This window comes from Cardiobacterium hominis (genome assembly GCF_900637305.1).
Classification (GTDB): Bacteria; Pseudomonadota; Gammaproteobacteria; order Cardiobacteriales; family Cardiobacteriaceae; genus Cardiobacterium; species Cardiobacterium hominis.
This window is the reverse complement of sequence record NZ_LR134365.1, coordinates 436651-460446: the sequence shown is the minus strand read 5'-3', so window position 1 is coordinate 460446 and position 23796 is coordinate 436651. Positions and strand designations below refer to the sequence as shown.

Annotated in this window: 21 protein-coding genes; 9 read left to right on the top strand and 12 right to left on the bottom strand. The window is 59.2% G+C overall.

Annotated elements, in window-relative coordinates; all coding sequences use genetic code 11:
• Nucleotides 1–58 precede the first annotated feature (58 nt).
• Genes ampD through EL199_RS02030 form a run of 9 tightly spaced genes read right to left on the bottom strand, consistent with a single transcriptional unit; the run spans nucleotide 59 to nucleotide 7955 of the window.
• A complete protein-coding gene (gene ampD / locus EL199_RS02070; RefSeq protein ID WP_004140784.1) occupies nucleotides 59–625 on the bottom strand; it encodes a 1,6-anhydro-N-acetylmuramyl-L-alanine amidase AmpD in 567 nt (188 codons plus the stop codon).
• Nucleotides 626–657: 32 nt separating this feature from the next.
• Nucleotides 658–1965: a DUF58 domain-containing protein gene (locus tag EL199_RS02065; protein WP_004140786.1), complete on the bottom strand. Its 1308-nt coding sequence runs from the start codon at nucleotides 1963–1965 to the stop codon at nucleotides 658–660.
• Nucleotides 1962–2927, bottom strand: coding sequence for an AAA family ATPase (locus EL199_RS02060; RefSeq protein ID WP_004140788.1), 966 nt, complete (start codon nucleotides 2925–2927; stop codon nucleotides 1962–1964). Before EL199_RS02060 ends, EL199_RS02065 begins: the two co-directional genes overlap by 4 nt.
• Nucleotides 2924–4063: a DUF4350 domain-containing protein gene (locus tag EL199_RS02055; protein WP_004140791.1), complete on the bottom strand. Its 1140-nt coding sequence runs from the start codon at nucleotides 4061–4063 to the stop codon at nucleotides 2924–2926. Before EL199_RS02055 ends, EL199_RS02060 begins: the two co-directional genes overlap by 4 nt.
• The gene (locus EL199_RS02050; protein ID WP_004140793.1) at nucleotides 4060–5445 is read right to left on the bottom strand and encodes a hypothetical protein; all 1386 of its coding nucleotides are present in this window, start codon (nucleotides 5443–5445) and stop codon (nucleotides 4060–4062) included. The genes EL199_RS02055 and EL199_RS02050 overlap by 4 nt, the downstream gene beginning before the upstream one ends.
• Nucleotides 5426–6391 (bottom strand): stage II sporulation protein M, encoded by a 966-nt coding sequence (locus EL199_RS02045; protein ID WP_004140795.1) that lies wholly within the window; start codon nucleotides 6389–6391, stop codon nucleotides 5426–5428. The genes EL199_RS02050 and EL199_RS02045 overlap by 20 nt, the downstream gene beginning before the upstream one ends.
• Nucleotides 6388–7101 carry an RDD family protein gene (locus EL199_RS02040; RefSeq protein WP_004140797.1) on the bottom strand — a complete coding sequence of 238 codons (714 nt, stop codon included), beginning with the start codon at nucleotides 7099–7101 and terminating at the stop codon, nucleotides 6388–6390. Before EL199_RS02040 ends, EL199_RS02045 begins: the two co-directional genes overlap by 4 nt.
• On the bottom strand, nucleotides 7091–7438 hold the full coding sequence (locus EL199_RS02035; protein ID WP_004140799.1) for a hypothetical protein: 348 nt from the start codon (nucleotides 7436–7438) through the stop codon (nucleotides 7091–7093). The genes EL199_RS02040 and EL199_RS02035 overlap by 11 nt, the downstream gene beginning before the upstream one ends.
• Nucleotides 7439–7478: 40 nt before the next feature.
• Nucleotides 7479–7955 carry a hypothetical protein gene (locus tag EL199_RS02030; RefSeq protein WP_004140801.1) on the bottom strand — a complete coding sequence of 159 codons (477 nt, stop codon included), beginning with the start codon at nucleotides 7953–7955 and terminating at the stop codon, nucleotides 7479–7481.
• A gap of 238 nt (nucleotides 7956–8193) precedes the next feature.
• Here EL199_RS02030 and EL199_RS02025 point away from each other — a divergent pair, with 238 nt between their 5' ends.
• The 5 genes from EL199_RS02025 (at nucleotide 8194) to EL199_RS02005 (ending at nucleotide 14326) form a co-directional block, all read left to right on the top strand.
• A complete protein-coding gene (locus EL199_RS02025; RefSeq protein WP_004140803.1) occupies nucleotides 8194–8781 on the top strand; it encodes a Maf family protein in 588 nt (195 codons plus the stop codon).
• Nucleotides 8782–8783: 2 nt separating this feature from the next.
• Entirely contained in the window at nucleotides 8784–10247 is a 1464-nt protein-coding gene (locus EL199_RS02020; RefSeq protein WP_004140804.1) for an Rne/Rng family ribonuclease, read from the top strand.
• A 36-nt stretch (nucleotides 10248–10283) separates the two neighbouring features.
• Nucleotides 10284–11075 carry an AraC family transcriptional regulator gene (locus tag EL199_RS02015; protein ID WP_004140806.1) on the top strand — a complete coding sequence of 264 codons (792 nt, stop codon included), beginning with the start codon at nucleotides 10284–10286 and terminating at the stop codon, nucleotides 11073–11075.
• 422 nt (nucleotides 11076–11497) lie between these two features.
• Nucleotides 11498–12655, top strand: a complete 1158-nt coding sequence (locus EL199_RS02010; protein ID WP_004140808.1) for an alpha-hydroxy acid oxidase — start codon at nucleotides 11498–11500, stop codon at nucleotides 12653–12655.
• 66 nt (nucleotides 12656–12721) lie between these two features.
• Nucleotides 12722–14326 (top strand): lactate permease LctP family transporter, encoded by a 1605-nt coding sequence (locus EL199_RS02005; protein ID WP_040355293.1) that lies wholly within the window; start codon nucleotides 12722–12724, stop codon nucleotides 14324–14326.
• A gap of 65 nt (nucleotides 14327–14391) precedes the next feature.
• Here EL199_RS02005 and EL199_RS02000 read toward each other — a convergent pair whose 3' ends face one another.
• Both EL199_RS02000 and EL199_RS13455 read right to left on the bottom strand, forming a co-directional pair.
• Nucleotides 14392–15615, bottom strand: a complete 1224-nt coding sequence (locus EL199_RS02000) for a DUF945 family protein (RefSeq protein ID WP_169306926.1) — start codon at nucleotides 15613–15615, stop codon at nucleotides 14392–14394.
• Between the two features lie 131 nt (nucleotides 15616–15746).
• Nucleotides 15747–16343, bottom strand: coding sequence for a TetR family transcriptional regulator (locus EL199_RS13455; RefSeq protein ID WP_004140812.1), 597 nt, complete (start codon nucleotides 16341–16343; stop codon nucleotides 15747–15749).
• Nucleotides 16344–16450: 107 nt separating this feature from the next.
• Between EL199_RS13455 and EL199_RS01990 the strand changes: the two genes are divergently transcribed.
• From EL199_RS01990 to EL199_RS01980, 3 genes are read left to right on the top strand one after another with little or no spacing between them, the layout of a single operon-like run.
• Nucleotides 16451–17692, top strand: coding sequence for an efflux RND transporter periplasmic adaptor subunit (locus tag EL199_RS01990; protein WP_232008326.1), 1242 nt, complete (start codon nucleotides 16451–16453; stop codon nucleotides 17690–17692).
• A gap of 12 nt (nucleotides 17693–17704) precedes the next feature.
• Entirely contained in the window at nucleotides 17705–20911 is a 3207-nt protein-coding gene (locus tag EL199_RS01985) for an efflux RND transporter permease subunit (RefSeq protein ID WP_004140814.1), read from the top strand.
• 16 nt (nucleotides 20912–20927) lie between these two features.
• Nucleotides 20928–22406, top strand: a complete 1479-nt coding sequence (locus EL199_RS01980; protein WP_004140816.1) for an efflux transporter outer membrane subunit — start codon at nucleotides 20928–20930, stop codon at nucleotides 22404–22406.
• A gap of 54 nt (nucleotides 22407–22460) precedes the next feature.
• Here the strand turns inward: EL199_RS01980 and EL199_RS01975 are convergent, their stop codons facing one another.
• Nucleotides 22461–23153, bottom strand: coding sequence for an ACP-like domain-containing protein (locus EL199_RS01975; RefSeq protein WP_232008325.1), 693 nt, complete (start codon nucleotides 23151–23153; stop codon nucleotides 22461–22463).
• A gap of 190 nt (nucleotides 23154–23343) precedes the next feature.
• Between EL199_RS01975 and EL199_RS13450 the strand changes: the two genes are divergently transcribed.
• Nucleotides 23344–23766 carry an MliC family protein gene (locus EL199_RS13450; protein ID WP_040355106.1) on the top strand — a complete coding sequence of 141 codons (423 nt, stop codon included), beginning with the start codon at nucleotides 23344–23346 and terminating at the stop codon, nucleotides 23764–23766.
• Nucleotides 23767–23796 lie beyond the last annotated feature (30 nt).

Below are 23796 nucleotides of genomic sequence, written 5' to 3'. Positions count from 1 at the left end.
GCGCTGCGTGGTAGCGCTTCTTGAAAATCATACCTTGGTATCCGCGGCGCGCAAAGGGTCAGGGCGTCGTCTGGCGGGCGAGTAGCCTGCGGTAGTACGGCCAGTTAAAGGCCGCGCCGGGGTCGGTTTTGCGCGTTGGCGCGATGTCGCTGTGGCCGGTGATGCGCGCCGGGGTGATGCGCGGGTGACGGCACATGATGGCACGGGTGAGCGCGGCGAGCGCCTGGTATTGGCGCAGGGTATAGGGCTGGTGGTCGCTGCCGTTCAGCTCAATGCCTATGCTGAAATCGTTGCAGTTTTCCCGCCCTTCATAAGTGGAGGCACCGGCGTGCCAGGCGCGGGCGGTAGTCGGTACGTATTGTTTGATGTGGCCGTCGCGCAGGATGAGGAAGTGGGCGGCAACGCGCAGGTCGGCGATTTCGTCCAGATAGGGATGTTCGTGACGCTGCGCGGGCAGGGTGCCGAGGAAGAGTGCGCTGATATAGCGGTCGCCGTATTCTTGCGGCGGCAGGCTGATGTTGTGGATGACGAGCAGGCTGATGTCGTCCGCGTCGGGGCGGTCGTTGTGGTGCGGGCTGGCGAGGGGTTCGGTAATGTCCAGCCAGCCGTCGGTGTTGAGGTGCATGGTTGTTAGGGCTTTAAATGGTAAACGGCTCTTTAATGCCGCAGGTGTTTTTTGTAGGCAAGGTAGGCGTTGATCAGTTGCGGGCGCAGGGTTTCTGGGCGGGCGGTGACGAAGATGAGTTTTTCTTGTTTGAGCCGGGCTTCGTTGGTGGCGAAGGTGTTGGCATAGACATCGCGCGCGGCGTTTTCCAGCGCGGCGTCGCGGTTTTCTCCGTCGTTGTCTTCTTCCAGCCACGGCGGGCGGATGTTGATCAGCATGACGTGGTGGCGTTTTTGTAGCAGGCGCAGGAGCGGGCGCAGGTGTTCGCTGTCGTGCGGTTCGAGGATGGTCATGAGGATGATGAGTGCGCGGCGGCGCTCGCGACACCAGACGTCGTGGATGGCTGCAGCGTAGTCGGGCGGTTTGTCGTCGGCATGGTGGTCAAACAGCGCTTCAACCAGCCGGCGGTATTGGCCGGCGTGACGTGAGGCGGGCAACCAGATTTTTGGGGTGTCGGAGAAGGTTTGCAGGCCAATTTCGTCGCCGCTTTTCAGCGCGGCGCGGGCGAGGCGGGTCGCCGCGGCGAGCTGTTCGTCGAAGAGTGCCCGTCCTTTGTAGCGGGTTTGCAGGCGGCGCGAGGCGTCCAGCATGAGGATGACTGGCTGTTCGTGTTCGTAGTCGTATTCGCGCACCAGCCATTTGCCCAGTCGGGCGCTGGCTTTGTGGTCAATGCGGTTGATGCTGTCGCCGTCCAGGTAGTTGCGCAGGTGGGAGAAGTCGCCGTTACCGCCGCGTTTGTAAAGCGGGTGGACGTGCCCGAGTTGCGGCGTGTGAATGCCGGCAAAGGCGCTGTCGGCATGGTCGTGGGCAAAGCGCGGATAAACGCGCACGTCTGCCGGTGCGTCTAGCCGCAGGTCACGCTGCCACAGGGCAAGGCGGTCGGGGTAGCGCAGTTGTAGGGCGGTGAAGCGGAAGCGGCCGCGCGCGTGGATGGTGAGCGGGTAGGCAAGTTCGAGCCGCTCGTCCGCCCCAAGCAGCGTCCGCTGTGGCATGGCGCTGCTTTCGGCCTGCGGTGGGTAGTGGTCAAAGAGGTGCAGCGCGAGGTCGCGCGGCACGGCGTTGTGCAGGGCCAGTTGCATGGTGAAGGGTTGTCCGCTTTGTTGTACGGCGCCGTAGTCGCGATTGATGCGGAAATCCGGTTTTTCCCGCCAAAGCAGCAGGGCGCTGGCCATGAGCAGCATCAGCCAGGCGGCGAGCAGTCCCCAGTTAAGCGCGAGCGGGGCATCAAGCCAGACAAGCAGGGCTTGGATAAGGGCGAGTGCTACCCAGCCGCGCCATTGGTTTTTGTCCGGGATGATCATTGCCGCGGCACAGGCACGGTTTGCAGGAGCTGCGCCAGCAGGGCGTCGGTGCTGATGTCGTCAATTTCGGCTTCTGCCGAGCGTTGCACGCGGTGGCGCAGGACGGCAGGTGCAAGCGCCTTGATGTCTTCGGGGATGACGTAGCCGCGTTTTTGCAATACGGCGCGGGCGCGTGAGGCGACCAGCAGGGCAATGCCCGCGCGTGGCCCCGCGCCGGCGGAGAATTGTGGCATGGCGCGGGTTTTGCGCACGAGCGCCAGGGCGTAATCGACGATGCGCTCATCCACCTGAACTTCCAGCAGCGTTTTTTGTAGCGTGGGTAAGGTCGTGGCATCAAGCAGCGGCGTGATGGCGGCGGTGTTGTTGGCGAGCGGTACTTCAAAGCCGAGCAGGCGGGAAAGCAGCGCTTTTTCTTGGGCTTCTTGCGGGTAGTCAATACGGCTGTTGAGCAGGAAGCGGTCCAGCTGCGCTTCCGGCAGGTGGTAGGTGCCTTCCTGCTCGAAGGGGTTTTGCGTGGCAAGTACCATGAACGGCGCGGCGAGCGGCAGGGTTTTGCCTTCAATGGTCACTTGCCGCTCTTGCATGACTTCGAGCAGCGCCGCCTGCGTTTTTGCCGGGGCACGGTTGATTTCGTCGGCAAGCAGCAGGTTGGTGAAGACCGGGCCACGGCGGAATTTGAAGCGGCTTTCGCCGGGGTCGTAAATCATGCTGCCGGTGATGTCGGCAGGCAGGAGATCCGGCGTGAACTGGACGCGGTGAAATTGTCCGTTGATGGCTTTGGCGAGGCTTTCTACCAAGAGGGTTTTGCCCAGCCCCGGCACTCCTTCGATCAGCACATGGCCGCCGCAGAGCAGGGCGATGAGCGCTTCTTCAACGACTTGTTCCTGGCCGATGATGACCCGCTGCACCGCATCGCGCAGCGCAGCGCCGGTGGCGCACAGTTCTTCTAATGCAGCATTCACAATGTTCTCCTTATTTGCGCTACGGCAATCATGTAATCAATAAAGTCGTCTTCGCTGCGCGGCACGCGCGTCGCCAGCAGCGCTTCAATTTCGGCTTCACTCATGCCGCTGCGGCTTGCCATGTCGGCGAGCTGTGCGGCACGGTCGGGGTAATGGCACTGTCGGGCTTCTATGTCGGCCAGAAGCCGCGTGCGCACCTGCTCGCCGAGAAAACTGTAGCCGTCGCGGTCGGCCGCCCAATAGCTGCCTGCGGCCTGCAAGTGGCGGGCAATGTCACCCGCGTTGCCTGCTGGCGGTGGGCGCAGCGTACCGAATCGCCGCCCCCAGTAATACAGCAGGGCAACGAGCAGCAATACACCGCTGGCGATAAGCGGCCACCAACGTGCGCCCGGCCACGACCATTGCCACGGCGGATGCTCGCCCGGCAGGCTGCCCCGCACCAGCAAGGCGTGTTTTTTGTCCTGCAGCAGTTCGTGCAGGAAAGCGGCGTTGTCGCCCTGCGCCAGCGGCACAGGCGCAGCGGCGGCCGGCTTGCCGATGTAGACAGCGTCGGCGCGGTTTGTCCACAGGCCGAAGTCATGCGCAAACGCGATGACATGCCCGCTGCCTACCGCGCTTTCCAGCGCCAGCGTTTTCCCGCTTTTGCCCGGGTAGGCGTTACCCGTGCCGCTGCTTTCGATGTATTGCTTGACCGGCGTCGTGATCTGCAAGGCGCCATCGCGTCCATGCCAGAGATAGCCATCTTCTTCCGGCGTGAGCGTCTGCCATTTCACGTCAAAAACCTCGCCCAGCGGATGTCCGCTTTCCAGCAGCAAGAGTCCGCCCGCTTCCACCCAGTTGTGCAGGCGCGTTTGCTGTTTCTCTGACAGCGCCTTGTTGCTGTTTTCCAATAACAGGACATCCACATCCGCCGGAGGGAAATCGCCGCGCGGGTGATCGTCCACAACCAGCTCGATGCCGCGGTCGCGCAGAAAATCCTGCGCCAGCGCATAGGGACGGGCGTCCGCCAAACCCGGCCAGCCGCGCCAGACCTTTTCTTTTGCACCCGTGCCGGTTTTTTGCGGCGGCGTGAGCGTCCAGAGCAGCAACAGCGCCATCGCCAACAGCCCGCTTATCAGCCAGAAGCGCTTGTTCATACGCCCTGCCATAGCGTCAGATAGCGCTCAATCACGGCGCGCACCGTCTCGCGGGCAAGCACTTCATGACCATACACGCCGCGCTGCCACAGGGCGAAAAAATCCCGCAAGAATTGCTGTTGCCCGCTGGAAACCTGCGCCTGTGCGCGCTGCAAATACTCGCTTTCGCTCTCGCCGCGGATAAACGCGGGCAATTGGTGACGTTCCGGTTCGGCGACGAGGCGTACATACAACGCGGCAAGGGCGGCAATCATATTGCCCGCTTGCCATTGCGCCAATGCCGCATCACGCGACGGGGCAGCGCCGTCGTGATACACCTGCATGCGGGCGGCATCATGGGAAGATTTTTTCTGCCGGTGTCCGCGCCGGTGTCCGTGCTGCGCCACCATAATCAGCAACCACGCGGCCAACACGATCGCACCGCCAATCAGCAGTACGCGGGAAACCTCGCCGAAACCGCTACCCGGCGGCTGCCATGCAACGGGACTGCCATCGCCCAACGATTCCTGAAACGGAACCTCGCGCCAGGCGTAAGGGCCGGATTTCTCGTCATTAACCCGCGCCTCAACCCACGCCTTGTCTTGCTGCGCATTCCCCGCCAGCGCCGGAGGCACATGAAAGACCGCAAACGCAAGACCCACGGTGAGCAACAAGGCGGGCAAACGCGCCGCCAGCGCCTGCAAATCCAGCGCCAACGCCCAGCCCTCGCTGATGATGCGGCGGTTCAAATAAAACATGAAACCGCAGGAAACATAGAGCACCGTCGTGACCGCACACAGCGGCAGATAAATCAACGCGATACTGGCATAAAGCCAGTACGCCGACTCATGAAACGCCGCATAATCAGTGAAATACAGCCGCACATCAATATCGAAAGACGGCAGCAACTGCAAAAAGGCCATCACCCACGCCATCTCCAGCAGCGCCAGCAAAAACAGCAGACTGTTCCCCGCGCCCGTCCCGTGGAAAAAACGCAGCCGCTCGCGATACTCGCGCCCGCGCACATCCTCCAGCAAAAGCAACGCATGGCGCACCGGTGCCGTCAGCCGTGCGAGGCGCAGTACGGTGAGTTCCGCGACCATCCCGCGGGCAAAGGCACTGCGCTGCTCGCGCCAAAAATCCGTATCCTCATGAAAAACCAGACGGCTCAGGCGCATAAGTGCCGGACGTTCATAGAGCGGCTTCAGCCACCACACCACGACCATTGCCCACAGCGGCTCGCCGCTGACAAACCACGCCGCAAACGCAAGCAAAACCGCCACGCCCCATAATGGCAACACCGCCAACAGCAGACTGAAGCCATAGCGCCGTGCCACCATAAAACCGAGATTAAGCGCTTCCTTGGGCGTGCGCGTGCGCACCTTAATCGAAAGTTGCCGCATAGCCGCGCCCTGCCAGACAAAAATAAGCCACGACCAACGCCCAGCAGGCCGTACCACACAAATATTTCAGCGCGGGCGGCAGCCAAATGGCCGACCAGAACGCCTCCACCAAAGCGGCGACAAAAAAGAGCAGCACCACCGCCACCAAAATAGGGAAAAAGCGTTGCAACAACTCGCGTACCGCGTCACCGCGCCGTTGCCTGCCGGGAATAAACAACCCGCGTGCGAGCGCCAGTCCGCAAGCGCCGGAAAACACAATCGCCGTCATCTCAAACGCCGCGTGCGCAATCACAAACGGAAAAAAAGTCACGTTCGCATAGCCAAGAATAATCATATGCGCGCTAACAATACCGAACAGCCAGCCATTCAAAATCAGCGCGACAAAAACACCAATGCCCAGCAGCGCGCCACCGGCGACGACGCGCAGACCGATACCCGTGTTATTACTCAAATAATGGCCGAACATCGCCACATCACTATCCGCGCCGCGACTCTCGCCCACGCGCCGCTCCTCCCTCGGCTCATACATCTCCGCATAATCCTTGGCCTGCGCGGCGGCAATCTCCGGCCGCGCCAGCCCGATGCCGAGCGCGAGCAGGACAGGGAACACAAACAGCGCCGCCGCCAGCGCGACATAGCGCCACTCGCGCCGCACCGCCTGCGGCAATTGATACAAGAAATAAGCCGCAACCTTCTCGCCGCTGCCGCGCTGACGGCGGTAAAGCAACTGATGCCCCTGCATGGCCATCCGCTGCAAACGCGCCAGCAGCGCGGGCGAAAACCCGGCATTCTCCGCATACGCCAGCTGCTCGCACAACGCGCGATACGCTTGCGGAAACTCGCGCCACGGTTCGCGTTGGCGCAGCCCGCGTTCCTGCCGGAAAAAAAACTGCTCCAACGCCTGCCACTGCGCCTCATACGCGGCGATAAACTGCTGTTCCTTCATACCGTCCCGTCCATGCCGCGCAAATAACGTCCCCAGGCACGCAGCCGCTGCACCCGCTCCCGCGCATCACAATCCGGCATCTTGACCGCGAGCGGCGCGCTCAACTCCACCAAACGCGCCTCGTGATGCGAGTCGGCATATTCGGCAAAATCCATCAACACCCGCTGCTCCTGCCGCGACAGCCGCCACGGCGGCGGCGACACCTCGCCCGGCTGTAACGGACGGACAGCCATCTGCGGTGCGCGTCTAAAAATGACCACCGTGCCTGCCATCCAGTCGCCGAGACGCTGATTCTTCGGACTGAGCACCAAAGCAAGCGCACCCACCCCAAAAAAACCGGGCAACCAGTCCAGATAACGCAGCACATTGCGCCACGCCGCCTGTGCGGCGGAAAGCGGCATCAAATCCGCGCTGATGACTTGCAGGTTCAAGGCGCGCTTGCCTGGTGTCACCCCGCGCCACAGCCATTCAAACAAAAAGAAATACCCCCAGACGAGGACAAAGGCGAGCGCTGTGAAAATCCCCTGCGAAGCCAGTCCGGCAGACAGCAGCGAAAGCAAAACAGCCAGCACATAAAGGCTGACTGCAATAATCAACATATCGAGCAAAAGCGCCTGCGCCCGCGACAACGGGTCGGCAAGCACGGCGGCAAGCTGCACCCCTTCGGGATTTGCAACGTGCAGTGCGTCGTCCAGCAAGTTATTTGCCACCGAGCGCCAATGCAGCAAGTAGCCCCAGACCGCCAAACACGAAAAGAATCAGCGTTAAAATGCCGAAAAAGCGGACAAGGCGCATCTGTTGAAGGCAGGCAAGCTCAATATCGCTGTCATTCTCGCGATCCATTGCGGCTTTGCATGCTTTGCTGTAGCCGTGAAAGAGGACTGCCTGCCAAACCAATAAACCTAACGTGATAAGCGTAGATATGACACCTGTCCCCTGCGGATTCAATAATGCCAGTATTTGGAAAACCACTTGGACAATTGTCACGATTAGCATGATAAATGCCCAACGGGCGGCTTTGGGAAAATGCTCAAGAAGTGCGTTCATAAAAATTCCTTTCTTTTTAACGTGAGTGTAAAAATTTGAGTTATCTAAATGCCGCAGCCGTTCCTAACACGCCCAAAAGAGCAAATACAGCAAGCGCGAACTGCAAAATATTCAGCACACCCATAATCTTGAAGAACGAAGTGCTATTGATAAAGCACAGCTCCGCATCATCCATACTGTTGTCCATGCGCAATGCCTTGCTGGCCTTGGCATAGCGGTGCATCCTTACGCCCAGCATCCATAAAATAATAAGCGTAGGCAGGCCTGCTACGAGCGCAATCATCCGCAAAGCCGCAGCACTAATATCACGACCGGCCAATTCTGCGCCGGCCAATACAAATACCGCTACTGCGAGCAGCACAAAAACAAAGGCAATAAAGTACCCCACGCTTTGCAAACGTGCCCAGAAAGCGCCTTTGGATAAATATTCTCGCGCCGCCGGGGTGAGATCGTCATCCTGTGCTGTTGTTTGCAGACTGGAACGCGGTGCGCGGTATAAATTGTCGTCAGAACTCATGTTATTAACTCCTTTTGATGAATGAGAAGCGGCCATAGACCGGCGGCGAGTATAAAACATTTCCACACGTTCACAAACAGAAATCGCCTTGGCGCACCGTTTCCGTGGAATGATTGGGTCACTGTAGGGCGGGGCTTGCCCCACCGCGCGGCAAACCTGCCAGCTCGCCCCGATGGCCATAGCGGCGCGTCCGCGGTCGCGGTTTATAATGCCGTATCCTTTATTTCTGGAACCTCCCATGCAAATTGTCCTTGCTTCTGCCTCTCCCCGGCGGGCGCTGCTGTTGCAGATGCTCGGTTTTGATTTCACGACTGCCGAGCCGAATGTCGATGAATCGCCGCTTGCGGGCGAGGCCGCGCCGGAGTTGGTGGTGCGCCTTGCCTGCGCCAAGGCGGAGGCGGTGCAGCCCGATTTTCCCGATGCGCTGCTCATTGCCGCGGATACGACGGTCGCCTGCGATGGCGCGATTCTCGGCAAGCCGCAGGATAATGCGGAGGCGCTCGCCATGTTGCGCACGCTCTCCGGACGGCAGCATCAGGTGTTCACCGGTTTGGCGATGCGCTGGCGGCAGGCGCAGTTCACGTATGTGGAGAGCAGCAGTGTGACGATGCCGGAGCATCCCGACGCGCTTCTGCGCGCCTATCTGGCAAGCGGCGAGGCGATGGGCAAGGCGGGCGCATATGGTATTCAGGGGCGCGGCGGCGTGTTGGTGTCGTCGATTACCGGTGATTTTTATAATGTCATGGGCTTGCCGTTACAGGCGCTGTGGCAGGGGTTTTGCGAGTTGGGTTGTAGCGGCGAGTTTTTGCGCGCGCTGGGGAGTTGAATATGGACGGTTCGGGTCTGGTCACGGAGGTTCTGGTCAATCACACGCCGTACGAGACGCGGGTTGCGATTCTCGAAGGCGGCGTGTTGCAGGATTTTTTCGTCGAGCGCGAGCGCAAGCGCGGCATTGTCGGCAACATTTACAAGGGCAAGGTGCAGCGGGTGCTGCCGGGCATGGATGCGGCGTTTATTGATATTGGCCTGGAGCGCGCCGGTTTTTTGCATGTGAAGAATGTGGTGCGCCGCGGCGACAAGCCGCCGGAGCGCATCAGCGACGTGCTGCGCGAGGGGCAGTCGCTTCTGGTGCAGGTGCTGAAAGACCCGATTGGCAGCAAGGGCGCGCGGCTGACGATGGAGATTTCCATCCCCTCGCGTTTTCTCGTCTTTTTGCCGACGGCGGATGAAATTGGCGTGTCCATCAAAATCGCCTCGGAGGAACAGCGGCAGACGCTGCGCGAGGCGGTCGCCGGATTCCACCAGGGGCGGCAAGGCGGCTTTATCGTGCGCACCGCGATTGAATCGGCGGATGTGTGGGCGATGCGCGCCGACATGCAATATTTGCAGCGCGTGTGGGAGGCCATCGTGCAGCAGCAGCGCGGTGCGCGGCCGGGTTCGCTCATTTACGGCGAACTGCCGCTGTATCAAAAAGTGCTGCGCGATTTCGTCAGCCCCGGCGTGCGCCGTGTGGTGGTCGATCACCCCGGCGCGCACCGCGAAATGCAGGCGTTCGCCGCCAATTTTCTCGTGGGCATGGAGCAAACGCGACTGGAGTTTTACAGCGGCGACCGCAGCCTGTTCGAGCGCTACGGCATCGAAGAAGAAATCAGCCTGGCGCTGAAGCGGCACGTCGCGCTCAAATCCGGCGGCTACCTCATCATCGACCAGACCGAGGCGATGACGACGATAGACGTCAATACCGGCGCATTCGTCGGCAAACTCTCGCAGGACGACACCATCTACAAAACCAACCTCGAAGCGGCGCGCGCCATCGCCCGCCAACTGCGCCTGCGCAACCTCGGCGGCATCATCATGCTCGACTTCATCGACATGAACGACCCCGAACACCAGCAGGGCGTGATGGACGCGCTGCTCACCGCGCTCGCCGGCGACCGCAGCAAATACACCATCAGCCCGATTTCGCCGCTGGGCATCATCGAGATGACGCGCAAACGCACGCGCGAAAGCCTGCGCCAGCTGATGTGCGAACCCTGCCCGTGCTGCCAGGGGCGGGGTTACGTCAAAACCGTGGAAACCATCACCTATGAGCTGTTCCGCGACCTGATGCGCGAGGCGCGCGACTTCTCGCCGAAGACGATGACCATCGTCGCCGGCCTGGAGCTGATTGACTTCATCCGCGAAGAAGAATCGCTGACCTTCTCCGACCTGCAGGCGCTTTTGAAAATCCCGATTCGCCTGCAAGTGGACTCCGCTTACCGCCACGGCCAGTACGACATCGCCTTGGGGTAGCGACAAAACCCGCTGCGACGCCGTATCATAAAAATCATGAAAAAACGTCACTACGAACAGCGCTTCCTCCGCGCCCTGCACTATCTGGAAAACCACTACACCGACAGCATCGATCTGCAGCGCATCGCTGATGCCGCCGGACTCTCGCCCTGGCACTGGCACCGCCTCTATCGCGACGTTATGGGCGAAACCCTGCACACCACCGTCAAATGGATGCGCCTGCACCGCGCCGCCTGGCTCATCAGCTACACCGACAAACCCTTCGCCGACATCGCGCGCGAATGCGGCTACAACAACGCCCAATCCTTCGCGCGCAGCTTCCGCGACGCATACGGCCTCTCGCCACAACAATACCGCGAGCGCCCGCCGCCCCGCTACCCGGTGCACCTCGAAACCCGCGCGCCCGTCACCGTCGCCATGCTCGCCCACAGCGGCGAATGCCAGCGCCTCGGCGACACCTTTTACCAGCTTGAAAGCCTGCTGCGCCTGCGCGGTGCCGAAACCAGCCAGGCGCGTGCCTTTAGCATCCACCCCGCCATCGACCCGCTGCACGCCGACAAACACGTTGCTGCCTCGGTCGCGCCGGAATACGCCATGGCCCCGCTCCAAGCGGGCGAAATCGCGGGCGGGCGCTACGCCGTATTGCGTCACCGCGGCCCCTACGCTGACCTTGACAGCGTTTACGACTGGTTCGTGCAAGAATGGTTCCCCGCTGCCGGACAGCACATCGCCAGCGACCGCCCCGTTATCCTCGAATACTACGACCCAAGCTCGGATATTCCCGTACAACAAAAACGGGTGGATATCTGCATACCACTCTCGGCATAAAAAATCCCCGCAACTGCGGGGATTTTTTATAAAGCATAGTGGTGTTCTGAAATATATGCGGAGAAGCATAGCCATCCTATAGGTATTCCATAAAACCAGCCGCAGCATTAAAGGCCATTCTTTTGCGGCGGGTTTTATGGAACACCCCTGAGCCCGCTATATAACGCGTAATAAAGCTATAAACAGCTATTCCCATCCGTTTATCCACTTTTCATGTTCTGCTTCTGCCGCAGGGCACAATGGCTTACTGCTTGCGTTGCATCAAGGCATCTCATGGCGCCTTGTGCAAGCTAATAGCCGCCTACAACTTTAAGCCGCGTTGATAACAGTTGTCGCTTAAAATCCGCGTGGGTTTCTTTTATACTGCTACGCGGTCGTCGCGCTGGCGGCGGTTTTTTCTTAAATAATTTCGGAGGATAGTTATGGCTCGTGATTTGAGCAAGATGACCAATATCGAGGATTTGCGCCGCGTAGCGCGTCGCAAGGTGCCGAAGATGTTTTTTGATTATGTGCGTTCCGGTTCATGGACGGAGAGTACGCTGCACCACAACACCCGCGATTTTGACCCCATCAAATTCCAGCAGCGCGTGCTGGTCGATATGACTAACCGCACGCTGGAGACGACGATGATTGGCGAGACGGTAAAAATGCCGGTCGCTATCGCCCCCACCGGTTTTACCGGCATGATGTATGCCGATGGCGAGATTCTCGCGGCGAAAGCGGCGGAGAAATTCGGCGTGCCGTTTTCGCTTTCCACCATGTCCATTTGTTCGATTGAGGATGTGGCGGCCAATACCAGCAAGCCGTTCTGGTTCCAGCTGTATGTGATGCGTGACCGCGAATTTATGGAAGACCTCATCAAGCGGGCGAAAGCGGCGAATTGCTCGGCGCTGATTTTGACGGCCGATTTGCAGGTACTCGGCCAGCGCCACCGCGATATTAAAAACGGCCTTTCCGCGCCGCCGAAACCGACATTGCTCAATATGATGGATCTCGCGCTGCGCCCGCAATGGTGCTGGCATATGCTGCACACCAAGCGCCGCACTTTCGGCAATATCGTCGGCCATGCAAAAAATGTTTCCGATTTGTCCTCGCTTTCTTCCTGGACGAGCGAGCAATTCGATCCGCGTCTTTCTTGGGATGATGTGGCGCGCATCAAAGACCTGTGGGGCGGCAAGCTCATTATCAAAGGCATTATGACCACGGATGATGCGGAGAAGGCGGCGAAATCCGGCGCGGATGCCTTGATTGTTTCCAACCACGGTGGCCGTCAATTGGATGGCGCGCTTTCTACCATTAAGGTGTTGCCGGATATTGTTTCTGCGGTTGGCAGTCAGATTGAGGTATGGCTGGATAGCGGTATCGTCAGCGGTCAGGACATTCTGAAATGTATCGCGCTGGGCGCAAAAGGCACGATGATTGGCAAATCTTTCCTTTATGGCCTCGGCGCTTATGGCGAGGACGGCGTACGCCGCTGTCTGGAAATTCTCTACACCGAGATGGATACGACGATGGCTTTCTGCGGCCATACCGATATTAAAAAGGTCGGCAAGGAAATCCTCGTTCCGGGTACTTATTGATTTATGGCGGGCGGCATGGCTGCCCGCCTGTTTTAAGGAGATTTTATGGAAGCATTCAATCAACAGTTGCCGCTGGTTCTCAGCATTTTTCCGGTTGTGCTGCTCATCTGGCTGATGGTCAAGAAAAACAGCGTGCCGTCTTATATCGCCTTGCCCGGCGTCGCGTTTTTCATTTATCTGTTGCAGATTTTTTATTTCAAGAATGATTTTATGATGCTCAATGCCAATGCGGCAGCGGGCGTGGTGGCGACTTTAACGCCGATTACCGTCATTTTTGGCGCGATTTTCTTTAACCGCATGATGGAAGCGACCGGCTGCATCAATGTTATCCGCCAATGGCTCGGCAATATCAATCCGAATCCGGTGGCGCAATTGATGATTATCGGCTGGGCATTCGCCTTTATGATTGAGGGCGCGAGCGGTTTCGGCACGCCGGCGGCGATTGCCGCACCCATTCTCGTCGGACTCGGTTTCAAGCCGATGCAGGTCGCCGTATTCGCGCTCATTATGAACTCGGTGCCGGTGTCCTTTGGTGCGGTCGGCACACCGACCTGGTTCGGTTTTGGCGAGTTGAAAAAAAGCGGCATTTTGAGTGATGCAGATATTCTTGCTATCGGCAAGGAAACCGGGCTGATTCACTTCGTCGCCGGTTTTATTATTCCGGTATTGGCGCTGCGCTTTATTACTACCTGGGCGGAAATCCGCAAGAATATCGGCTTTATTTATTTGAGTATTCTCGCGTGTACGATTCCGTATTTGCTGCTGGCGCAGGTGAATTATGAATTCCCGTCGCTGGTTGGTGGCGGTATCGGTCTGCTGCTGTCTGTATTCCTTGCCAACAAGGGAGTCGGACTTGCCAAAACAGAAAGCGCGGAAGCACAGGCAAAACTCACTACCGGACAAGTATTAAAAGCATTGGCGCCGCTTGGGTTGCTAATGCTGATTTTAATCGTTACCCGCATTCAGCAACTGGGCATTAAAGGTTTGCTTAATGATGCAACACCGCTCTTTGCCATCAATTTCGGTATTTTTGATTTTGAGGTGAGCCGCGCGCTGATTTTGAGCTTCAAGAATATTTTTGGCCAAGGCGTTTCCGAGAGTTATAAAACACTCTATGTGCCGGCCTTTATTCCGTTTGTTATTACCGTATGGCTGTCGCTGATTTTCTTCCGTGTCAGTTTCCGCGACAGCTTCAAAGTGTATTACACCACGCTGGGGCAAACCATTAAGCCGCTGTTGGCGCTCTTTGGTGCGCTGGTTATGGTGAAATTCATGATGGTCGGCGGCGATAATTCGATGGTGAAGACGATTGGCAACAGTTTCGCGCAAATTGCCGGAACGAATTGGGCCTATTTCGCCTCGTATCTCGGCGCCATTGGGGCTTTCTTCTCCGGTTCCAATACGGTTTCGAATTTGACCTTTGGTAGTATTCAGCACAGTATCGCCACCCAGGTGCATTTGCCGACCGATACGGTTCTCGCTTTGCAATCCGTCGGTGGCGCCATGGGTAATATGGTGTGCATCAACAATATTATTGCAGTGTGCTCGGTACTTGACGTGCAGAATCAGGAAGGCGCGATTATCAAGAAGACTGCTATTCCGATGTTTATTTATGGCGTGATTGCAGCCATTATGGCGGCTATTTTTATTGCTTTTAAGGTAGCGGCTTGATGGCTGTTATGTGAATGGAAAACGCCCCGCAAGGGGCGTTTTTTTTGTTCTCAGCAGGCAATTTTTTAGTGCAGCGTTAGCAGGGTTTTGCCATTGACGCGCACTTCGTTGCCATTGACGTCAATTTGTAGCAGGTAGTCGCCTTCGCTGTCGGCAGGCAGGCGGTCTTTGCCTAGCGCCAGCATGAGGACGGGCAAGAGGCCGCTGTCGTGTGCGTATTCGCCGTAAAGGCGGAATTCGCCGCGCGTGCCGTTTAATTGGGCGATGTTGTACGGCGGCGGGAACAGGAGCGGGAAGAGCAGGCTGCCGCTGATGTGCGTGGTTTGTTCTTGGTTGCTGGTGATGATGAGGCGGTTGCCGTCCGCTTCTTGTTGGAGCGAGAGGTAGAGGCGGTCGCCGTTCAGCGCTTTGGCGACGGGCAGGTCGAAGGTCGGGCTGGTCTGGGCTTCGAGGTTGCGCAGGCTGCCGTTCGCCCGGTGGTGCGCGGTGATGGTGCTGTGTTGCAGGCGTTGGCTGGTCGGTTTGCCGTAGCTGGTTTTGTTTTTGAAGGTGATGTCTTCGATGTTGTAGCGCTGTTCGGCGCGGGTCAGCGTGCCTTGCAGGTTGTAGAGGGTGATGTCCTGCTGGTCGCTGGTGCTGATGTCGCGCCGGGTGAGGTTGAGTTGTGCCGCGCTGAGGCGCAGGGCTTCGCCGTCGTTGCGGTAGGTGCCGCTGCTGCGCGCGAGTTCCAGGCGGTAGCGGCCTTCCAGCCATTGTTGTTTGCCGAGCAGCCATTCGCCGTTGCCACGGTCAGGCGTGCGGATGTGGCTGTGCCAGCTCAGGCGCAGGCCGTCGCTGTTAAGGTTGGTGGTGTGGTTGGGTTCGATGCGGATGAGTTGGTGGATTTGTCCCAAGATGGCGATGCGGGTTTGCAGGCGCAGGTGGCCGTCCGGCAGATAGGGGGCGTAGCGGCCGTCGCTGTCGCTGTTGGTGAGGGTAGCACTGATGAGGTTGATGCCGCTGTTGAAAAGTGGCGCGTGGTTGATGCGCGCGTGCAGGGTGGTGCGGTACCAGGTCGGCTGACCGTCGTAGGGGCGGATGTTGACGTGGATGTCTGCCTGGCTGCTGAAGTAGCCGCGTTGGTAGTTGTCAAGTTGCAGGTCGATGCCGTTTGCGCGCAGGCGATGTGCTTCGGCGCTGTCGAAGAAGGCGTGTAGTTGTGCGTCAATTTGCGGCGCGAGGAACGACGGCGCAAGGATGGCGATGATGAGCCAGATGACGGCGAGAAAGGCAAGGAGACGTTTAATCATGGGGTGGGTGGGCATCCGCTGCGGGTGGTTGAGGCTAGTGTAGGGGCGGGCAGGGCTGTTGGCAAATGGTTTGTGACGATTTGGTTAGGAATGCCGTCATGGCGGTTGCGTGGGGTGCGATGCTTCTTTATTTATAAGGTCTGCATGAGCGCGATGGTATCGCGCACAGTGCGTTCGCTATATGCGGCGATGTAGGGCGCGTCGGCGTGGTCGAGGCAGAGGTCAATCAGGCCGCAGAACATCATCGAGAGGTAGAAGTAGAGGTATTCGGGGTCGGCGTCGGCGCGCAGTTCGCCGTTTTCTTTGCCGCGCTGCACCGCTTCGCGGCACTGGATTTGCCATAGTGCCTGGTATTCGCGATGCAGTTTTTCCAGCGGCGCGATGCGGCCGTGTTGGTGGAAGGCGCGGAAGAAGCGGAGGCGGTCGGGGCAGCGGATCATTTCGTGGAAGTAGGCGACGATGTTGTCGCCCAGGCTTTTCCAAGTCTCTGGCGCGGCGATGGCAGCGGCGTTCTGCCGGTTTAATTCGTCAAACTGCGCCTGCGCCAGTGCGGCCAGTATTTCTTCTTTGTTTTCAAAGTGCCAATAGATGGCGCCGCGGGTAACTTTGGCTTTGCGCGCGATGGTGCTCAGCGTGGTCTGGGCGTAGCCTTGTTCGTCAAAGAGGATGAGGGCGGCTTTCAGGATGTCGTTTCGGGTTTGTTCGGCTTCGGCTTTGGTTCGGCGCATGATTCGTAAAGGTTTTTTTGTAAGTGGCGCAGTATAGCAAGGTTTCTGGACTTACATACAATGCTGTATATAATACGCGGTTCTTTCTACAAGTTTACGAGGAAATAATGATGGAGATTCGTGTGAGATTTCTGGCGTTTGCCCTGTCTGCGGCAACGCTGTTTGCGCCCGCTGTGGCGCAGGAAAAGCAGGGCGGCGAGAAGAAGGAAGGTAACGCGCCGCCTGCTGCCGCACAACAACAGAAACCGCCGCCGGCAAAGGTGATGGTCGTCAAGCCGCAGACGGTGATTGTGACCGAGAATCTGCCGGCACGGCTGGAGGCTTCGCGTGAAGCGGTGATTCAGCCGCAGGTGAGTGGTATCGTGCAGAAGCGCCTGTTTGAGGAAGGCTCGCTGGTGCGCGCCGGACAGCAGCTGTATCAGATTGATGATGCGGTTTATCAGGCCAATTTGCAGTCGGCGAAGGCGCAGTTGTCGCTGGCGCAGGCCAACAAGGCGTTGGCGCAAAGTACCGCCAACCGCTACGCGCCGCTGGTCAAGGAGAAGGCGGTGTCGCGCCAGACTTATGACCAAGCGCTGACGGAAGTGAAGGTCGCCTCCGCCAATATCATGGTCGCGGAAGCGGCGATCAAGCAGGCGGAAATCAATGTGCAGTACGCCAAGGTACTGGCGCCGATTTCCGGCGTCATCGGCAAGTCGAATGTTTCCGAAGGCGCGCTGGTCGCCCCCGGCAGCACCGCCAATATGGCGAAGATTCAGCAGCTTGACCCGCTTTATGTGAACATTACCCAGTCTGCCGCCAATTTGATGCGCATTAAAAAGGAATTCCAGTCCGGCGCGCTCAAGGGCGTTGATTTTACCGTGCAGATTACCCTGGATGACGGCACGCCCTACCCGCACAAGGGGCGGATGCTTTTTGCCGACCAGACGGTCGATGCCAGCACCGGTGAGTTGTTGCTGCGCGCCGAAGTGCCGAACCCGGACGGCCTGCTCCTGCCGGGGCTGTACGTGCGCGCCGACATTCCGCAGAGCCAGTTCCATAATGCCTACCTCGTGCCGCAAGCCGCGGTTACCCGTGGCAAGACCGACACCTTGCGCGTGGTCGCCGAAGACGGCTCGTTCGCGCCGCGCGAGGTGAAGATTGCCGGCACGCAAAAAAATCAATGGATTATCACCGACGGCCTCAAGCCGGGCGAGCGGGTAATGATTGACACCCTGTCGCAGTTGATGGGCGGTGCGACGCATATCACGCCGGTGGTGGTCAATGCCGACGGCCAGCCCGCTGCCGCGCCCGCCACTGCGGCGGAAGGCAAGCCCGCTGATGCGGCCAAACCTGCCAGCGCGCAATAAACCGGGGGAACCATGTCCAGATTTTTTATTGACCGTCCGGTCTTTGCCTGGGTCGTCGCCATCTTCATCATGCTCGGCGGCCTGCTCTCGCTCTACCGCCTGCCGGTCGAGCAATATCCGAACGTCGGCGCGCCGACCATCCGCCTGAGCGTCGCCTATCCGGGCGCGAGCGCCGCCACCATCGAAGAATCGGTGCTGTCGGTCATCGAACGCGAAATGAACGGCATTGACGGCCTGGATTACATGACCGCGACCGCGATGGCCAACGGCACCGGCACGCTGGAGCTGACCTTCGCCACCGGCACGGACGAAGACATCGCCCAGGTGAACGTGCAGAACAACCTCTCCAAAGTCACCTCGCGCCTGCCGTCCTCGGTCACACAAAACGGCATCACCGTTTCCAAATCCTCCACCGGCTTCCTCATGGTGGTCACCCTCAGCGTCAAAGAAGGCTCCAGCCTGACGGTAGAGGACGCGAGCGACTACGCGGTGCGCAACGTCATCCCCGAACTGCAACGCATTGAGGGCGTCGGCGGCGTACAACAATTCGGCTCCGAAGCCTCGATGCGCATCTGGCTCAGCCCGGAAAAATTGCGCGGTTACGACCTGACCGCCGCCGACGTTTCCGCCGCCATTGCCGCGCAGAACCGGCAAATCCCGGCAGGCAGCATCGGCGCCCTGCCCGCGATTGAAGGGCAGACCTTCTCCGCCACCATCAACGTTCCCGGCCAACTGGCCAACGTCGCCGACTTTGAAAACATCGTGCTGAAAAGCACCGAAGGCGGCGCCACCGTCCGCCTGAAAGACGTTGCCCGCATCGAAATCGGCCAGCAAACCTACGCCACCTCGCTCCGCCTGAACGGCGAGGCCAGTACCGGCCTTGCGGTGCAACTCTCCAACGACGGCAACGCCGTCGCCGTCGCCAAAGCCGTCAAGGCGCGCATGAACGAACTGGCGCAATACTTCCCGGAAGGCCTCGCCTGGTCATCGCCGTATGACAGCTCCACCTTCGTCAACCTCTCCATCAACCAAGTACTGCATACCCTGGTTGAGGCGATGGTGCTGGTCTTCATCGTCATGTTCCTCTTCCTGCAAAACCTGCGCTACACCCTCATCCCGACCATCGTTGTCCCCGTCTCGCTGTTGGGCGCGGTCGCGCTAATGAGCCCGCTGGGCATGAGTATCAACGTACTCACCATGTTCGCGATGGTCTTGGTTATCGGGATTGTGGTGGATGACGCCATCGTCGTCGTCGAAAACGTCGAACGCCTGATGGTCGAAGAAAAACTCACCCCCTACCAGGCGACGCGCAAAAGCATGGGACAAATATCGAGCGCCATCGTCGGCATCACCCTGGTGAACATCGTCGTCTTCGTGCCGATGTCCTTCTTCAGCGGCGCGACCGGCAACATCTACCGCCAGTTCGCCCTCGTCATGGCAAGCTCCATCGGCTTCTCCGGCTTTCTGGCGCTAACGCTCACCCCCGCGCTCTGCGCCACCCTGCTCAAACCGGTACGTGACGACCACCACGAAAAACGCGGCTTCTTCGGCTGGTTCAACCGCATGGTCAAATTCTTCACCCATGCCTACGAAGCCACCGTCGCCAAATTCATCCGCATCAGCTATGCGATGTTTGTGGTGTACCTCGCCATCACCGCTGGCGCGGTGTACATCTACAGCCGCCTGCCGACCGACTTCCTGCCCAACGAAGACCAAGGCTTTATCATCGCCAGCATCCAGCTGCCCGCCGGTGCCACCGCCGAGCGCACCATCGAAAAAATCAAAGAGATGGAAGCCATCCTGAAACAACAGCCGGAAGTCGAAAACGTCGTCGCCGTCCAGGGTTTCAGCTTCAGCGGCCAGGGGCAGAACATGGGCCTCTCCTTCATCACCCTGAAAGACTGGAAAGAGCGTCCCGAGCCGAACCAAAGTGCGAAAGCACTCGGCGGCCGCCTCATCGGCATGTTCATGGGCATCAGCGACGCCACCATCATCGCCCTGAGCCCGCCGCCCATCCCCTCGCTCGGCGTCTCCAACGGCTTCAACCTCATGCTGGAAGACCGCGGCAACGCCGGCCACGAAGCGCTGCTCGCCGCGCGCAACCAACTGCTCGGCATGGCGGCACAAAAAACCGACCAAGTCACCCAGGTGCGCCCGGACGGCATGGAAGACGCGCCGCAACTGCGCCTCGACATCAACCGCGACGCCGCCTACGCGCAAGGCGTGGACATCACCTCCATCGCCAGCACCATCGGCACCAACTTCGGCTCCGCCTACATCAACGACTTCCCCAACAAAGGCCGCCTGCAGCGCGTCACCGTCCAGTCCGACGCCGCCGCGCGCATGCAGCCGCAAGACCTGCTGGCGCTGAACATCCCCAACCGCAGCGGCGGCCAAGTGCCGCTCGGCAGCATCGCCAGCCTCAGCTGGGAAAACGGCCAAATGCAAGCCGTGCGCTACAACGGCTACCCGGCGATGAAAGTTGGCGGTAGCGCCGCGCAGGGCAAAAGCTCTGGCGACGCCATGAAAACCATGCAAGAACTCTCGGCAAAACTGCCGCCGGGCTTCGGCATCGAATGGTCCGGACTCTCGCTCGAACAACAGCGCGCCGGTAACCAGCAGCTCTACGTGTACAGCTTCACCCTGCTCGCCGTCTTCCTCTGCCTGGCCGCCCTTTACGAAAGCTGGTCGATTCCGTTCGCGGTGCTGCTCGTCCTGCCGCTCGGCTTCTTCGGCGTCTCCGCTGGCGTCATGGGCAGAAGCTCGTTCAACGTCTTCATGGCAGCGATGTTCCGCGGGCCACAAGCCGCGCGCAACGCCGAAACCTTCAGCAACGACACCTACTTCGTCATCGGCCTGGTTACCGTGATGGGGCTGACCGCGAAGAACGCCATCCTCATCATCGAATTCGCCAAAGACCTGCAAGAAGGCGGCAGAACCCGCATCCAGGCCGCGCTTGCCGCCGCCCACCTGCGCTTCCGCCCGATCGTCATGACCTCGCTCGCCTTCATCCTCGGCGTCCTGCCGCTCTACTTCGCCAGCGGCGCGAGCTCCGCCAGCCAGCGTGCCATCGGCACCACCGTCTTCTGGGGGATGAGCGTCGGCACCTTCCTCGGCCTGGTGATGATCCCCATCTTCTTCGTCATCGTGCGCAAACTCTTCCCGGGCAAACTCGGCGTTCACGACAAATACGCCCGACCCGAAGACCAGCCCTACTGACCACAAGGAAAGCACCATGAAACACCTGCTCAAACCCATCCCGCTCGCCCTCATGCTGGCGGGATGCAGCCTCGCTCCGAGCTACCAACAGCCCGAAGCCGCCCTACCGCAAAACTGGATGGAAGTCGCCATCGACGAACAAGGCCACGCCAGCGGACAAACCGCGGCCGAAACCGGCTGGCGCGATTACTTCCGCGACCCGCAACTGCAAAAACTCATCGAAGCAGCGCTTGCCCACAACCACGACCTGAAAAAAGCCGCGCTCAACATCGAAATCGCCCAGGCACAATACGGCATCCAACAAACCGACTACCTGCCGACCGTCGCCGCCAACGGCAGCATCACCCGCAACCGCACCGCGCGCGACCTCACCGGCACCGGCAAGGCGCGCGTTGCCACCGTGCATAACCTTAGCCTCGCCAGCGCCGGTTTCGAACTCGACTTCTACGGCCGCGTCAAATCCATGAACGACCAGGCGCTGAACCGCTACCTCGCCACCTTCGAAGCGCGCGACGCCGCCACCCTCGGCATCATCTCCGCCGTTGCCAAAACCTACTACCAGGCGCGCATCGCCGAAGCACAAAAAAAACTGGCGGATGAAGTCCTGCACAGCCGCCAGGAAAGCTACCGCCTCTCCAAACTCCAGTTTGACGCGGGGCTGATGACCGGAAGCGATTTGAGCGGCGTACAAACCCAAATCGAAAGCGCGCGCAGCAGCTCTGCCGAAGCCGAACGCGCCCGGCAAAAAGCGCTGAACGCCCTCTCGCTCCTCGTCGGCAAACCGGTGAGCCAGCTCAACCTGCCGGCTGCGGGCAACCTCAAAAAAGCCTTTGCCGACCTGCGCCTGCCGGGCGGTATCCCCGCCACCGTCCTACAAAACCGCCCGGACATCCGCGAAGCCGAATACCAACTCAAAGCGGCCAACGCCAACATCGGCGCGGCGCGCGCGGCGCTCTACCCGAGCATCAGCCTCACCGGCAACATCGGCTACAGCAGCCCCGAACTCGACCAAATGATCAAGGCGCCGAACCTGGGCTGGAGCATCATGCCGAGCATCACCCTGCCCATCTTCAACCGCGCCAAACTGAACCGCGCGGTGGACATCGCCGAAGCGCAACAAAAAATCCTCATCGAAACCTACCAAAGCACCGTGCAGAGCGCCTTCTACGAAGTCGCCGACGCCTTGGCCGCGCGGCAGACACTTGCCGAACAATACGCGGCACAAGTACGCGGCAACAAGGCGGTGAGCGAGCGCCTGCGTCTCGAAAACCTGCGCTTCGAAGCGGGCATCAGCACCGCGCTGAACCGCCTCGATGCCCAACGCGAAAGCTATGCCAGCGACCAGGGACTGCTCGCCACCGAGCTGCAAATCCTCCTCAACAACGTGGATCTCTACATCACCATGGGCGGCGGCCTGAACGAATACGGCGTCAAAGCTCCGGCGCTGGACGGCAAAGCCAAAGCGCCGACGGCGAAAAAACCGCGCGGCAAATAACCGCGCATAACAAAAAAGCCCGCATTATGCGGGCTTTTTTATGCACGAGCCAACTTAATTCATCGGCGCGCAATCTTTATACAGAAATTCGCTGTTCGGATTCATCACCATCACAGTATTCTGACGGAAATTATTGGCATCCATATAGGAAGTGCTGAGGTTATAGCCTGCGCGATCCTGGAAATACACATCTTGATCACCGGAGCGGTTCAAATCGTATTGCAGGGTGCGTTTGCTGCCATTCAAAATCGCTTCGGCCTTGACCGGCACGCCCGCGCCATTAAATGCATAATTGACTTTCAGGCGGCGCTCGTTGAGGCACATATAGGAAACGCTGCCGGTTTTGGTGATTTTTCCGGCATTTTGGCGTTGCTGCGACTCGGATGATTGCTGTGCTACCGGATTGCAATCATTATAAAGAATTTCGCTGTCCGGCGAGAAAATCATGATCGGTGCTTCGCGGAAATTGCTGGCATCCATATTGGATGTGCTGATATTGAAGCCGCTCTTGTCCTTGAAATAAGTATCGACGTTATCAGAGCGGTTCAAATCATATTTCATCAAGCGTTTTTTACCTTTGAGCGTTGCCGTGGCCTGTGTCGGGACGCCTTGCTCATTAAAAACGTAATTGACGCTGATCTTTTTATTGTTCTGGCACTGATAAGAAACCGTGCCACCGGCAGCGGAAGCGGTCGCCGAAAAAGCGAGTGCCAGAGTGGCAGCTGCGGCGGGAATCCAGATTTTCATAAAAAACTCCTGAAGTTGGAAAGAAAAGCACACAGCCATGAGCGACTGCGGCGCGCAGTATAAAACAGCCATTCCGCGTCGTGCTTGCCAATTAGTAAACTTGCCAAAGATTATGCGAGCGGCGCGGAGCGCTCCATTATAATGCGCGCGTCGCCGCCTGGTGCGGCCGATTTCAACAACAGGAGCTTTCATGAAACGTGCAACTTTCTTTCTTCCGGCATTCGTCGCTTTGGGTTTGACCGCCTGTGTCAGCGGCGGCAATAACAACAGCAGCGTGCCAAACACGCCGGTGCCTAATCCGCCTGCGAACAACTATCCTGCCCCCGCGCAGATGCCGCAAGCAGGCGGCGCCACGCATTTTGACTGCGAAAACGGCCTGGGCGTCAACATCCGCAATTTGAGCGTGAACCAGATTGAACTGCGCCTGGACGACAAAACTGCCGTGCTCGACAACGCCGTCGCCGCTTCCGGCGAGCGCTACGTCAGCAACAACGGCCTCTTTGGCCGCGGCGCGGAATGGCACCAGAAGGGCAGCGAGGCATTCTTCGCCTTTACCGACTCGTATGGCAACAAGGTTGAAACCACCTGCCGCAGCGGCGTGATTCGTAACTGATTTTGTATCGGTAGATGCGCGGGCAGGGCG

Bases quoted from the DNA above. Each gene is read 5' to 3' on its own strand.
- ampD (WP_004140784.1), bottom strand. From the start codon at position 625: ATGCACCTCAACACCGACGGCTGGCTGGACATTACCGAACCCCTCGCC.
- EL199_RS02065 (WP_004140786.1), bottom strand. From the start codon at position 1,965: ATGATCATCCCGGACAAAAACCAATGGCGCGGCTGGGTAGCACTCGCC.
- EL199_RS02055 (WP_004140791.1), bottom strand. From the start codon at position 4,063: ATGAACAAGCGCTTCTGGCTGATAAGCGGGCTGTTGGCGATGGCGCTG.
- EL199_RS02050 (WP_004140793.1), bottom strand. From the start codon at position 5,445: ATGCGGCAACTTTCGATTAAGGTGCGCACGCGCACGCCCAAGGAAGCG.
- EL199_RS02045 (WP_004140795.1), bottom strand. From the start codon at position 6,391: ATGAAGGAACAGCAGTTTATCGCCGCGTATGAGGCGCAGTGGCAGGCG.
- EL199_RS02035 (WP_004140799.1), bottom strand. From the start codon at position 7,438: ATGAACGCACTTCTTGAGCATTTTCCCAAAGCCGCCCGTTGGGCATTT.
- EL199_RS02030 (WP_004140801.1), bottom strand. From the start codon at position 7,955: ATGAGTTCTGACGACAATTTATACCGCGCACCGCGTTCCAGTCTGCAA.
- EL199_RS02025 (WP_004140803.1), top strand. From the start codon at position 8,194: ATGCAAATTGTCCTTGCTTCTGCCTCTCCCCGGCGGGCGCTGCTGTTG.
- EL199_RS02020 (WP_004140804.1), top strand. From the start codon at position 8,784: ATGGACGGTTCGGGTCTGGTCACGGAGGTTCTGGTCAATCACACGCCG.
- EL199_RS02015 (WP_004140806.1), top strand. From the start codon at position 10,284: ATGAAAAAACGTCACTACGAACAGCGCTTCCTCCGCGCCCTGCACTAT.
- EL199_RS02010 (WP_004140808.1), top strand. From the start codon at position 11,498: ATGGCTCGTGATTTGAGCAAGATGACCAATATCGAGGATTTGCGCCGC.
- EL199_RS02000 (WP_169306926.1), bottom strand. From the start codon at position 15,615: ATGATTAAACGTCTCCTTGCCTTTCTCGCCGTCATCTGGCTCATCATC.
- EL199_RS13455 (WP_004140812.1), bottom strand. From the start codon at position 16,343: ATGCGCCGAACCAAAGCCGAAGCCGAACAAACCCGAAACGACATCCTG.
- EL199_RS01990 (WP_232008326.1), top strand. From the start codon at position 16,451: ATGATGGAGATTCGTGTGAGATTTCTGGCGTTTGCCCTGTCTGCGGCA.
- EL199_RS01985 (WP_004140814.1), top strand. From the start codon at position 17,705: ATGTCCAGATTTTTTATTGACCGTCCGGTCTTTGCCTGGGTCGTCGCC.
- EL199_RS01980 (WP_004140816.1), top strand. From the start codon at position 20,928: ATGAAACACCTGCTCAAACCCATCCCGCTCGCCCTCATGCTGGCGGGA.
- EL199_RS01975 (WP_232008325.1), bottom strand. From the start codon at position 23,153: ATGAAAATCTGGATTCCCGCCGCAGCTGCCACTCTGGCACTCGCTTTT.
- EL199_RS13450 (WP_040355106.1), top strand. From the start codon at position 23,344: ATGAAACGTGCAACTTTCTTTCTTCCGGCATTCGTCGCTTTGGGTTTG.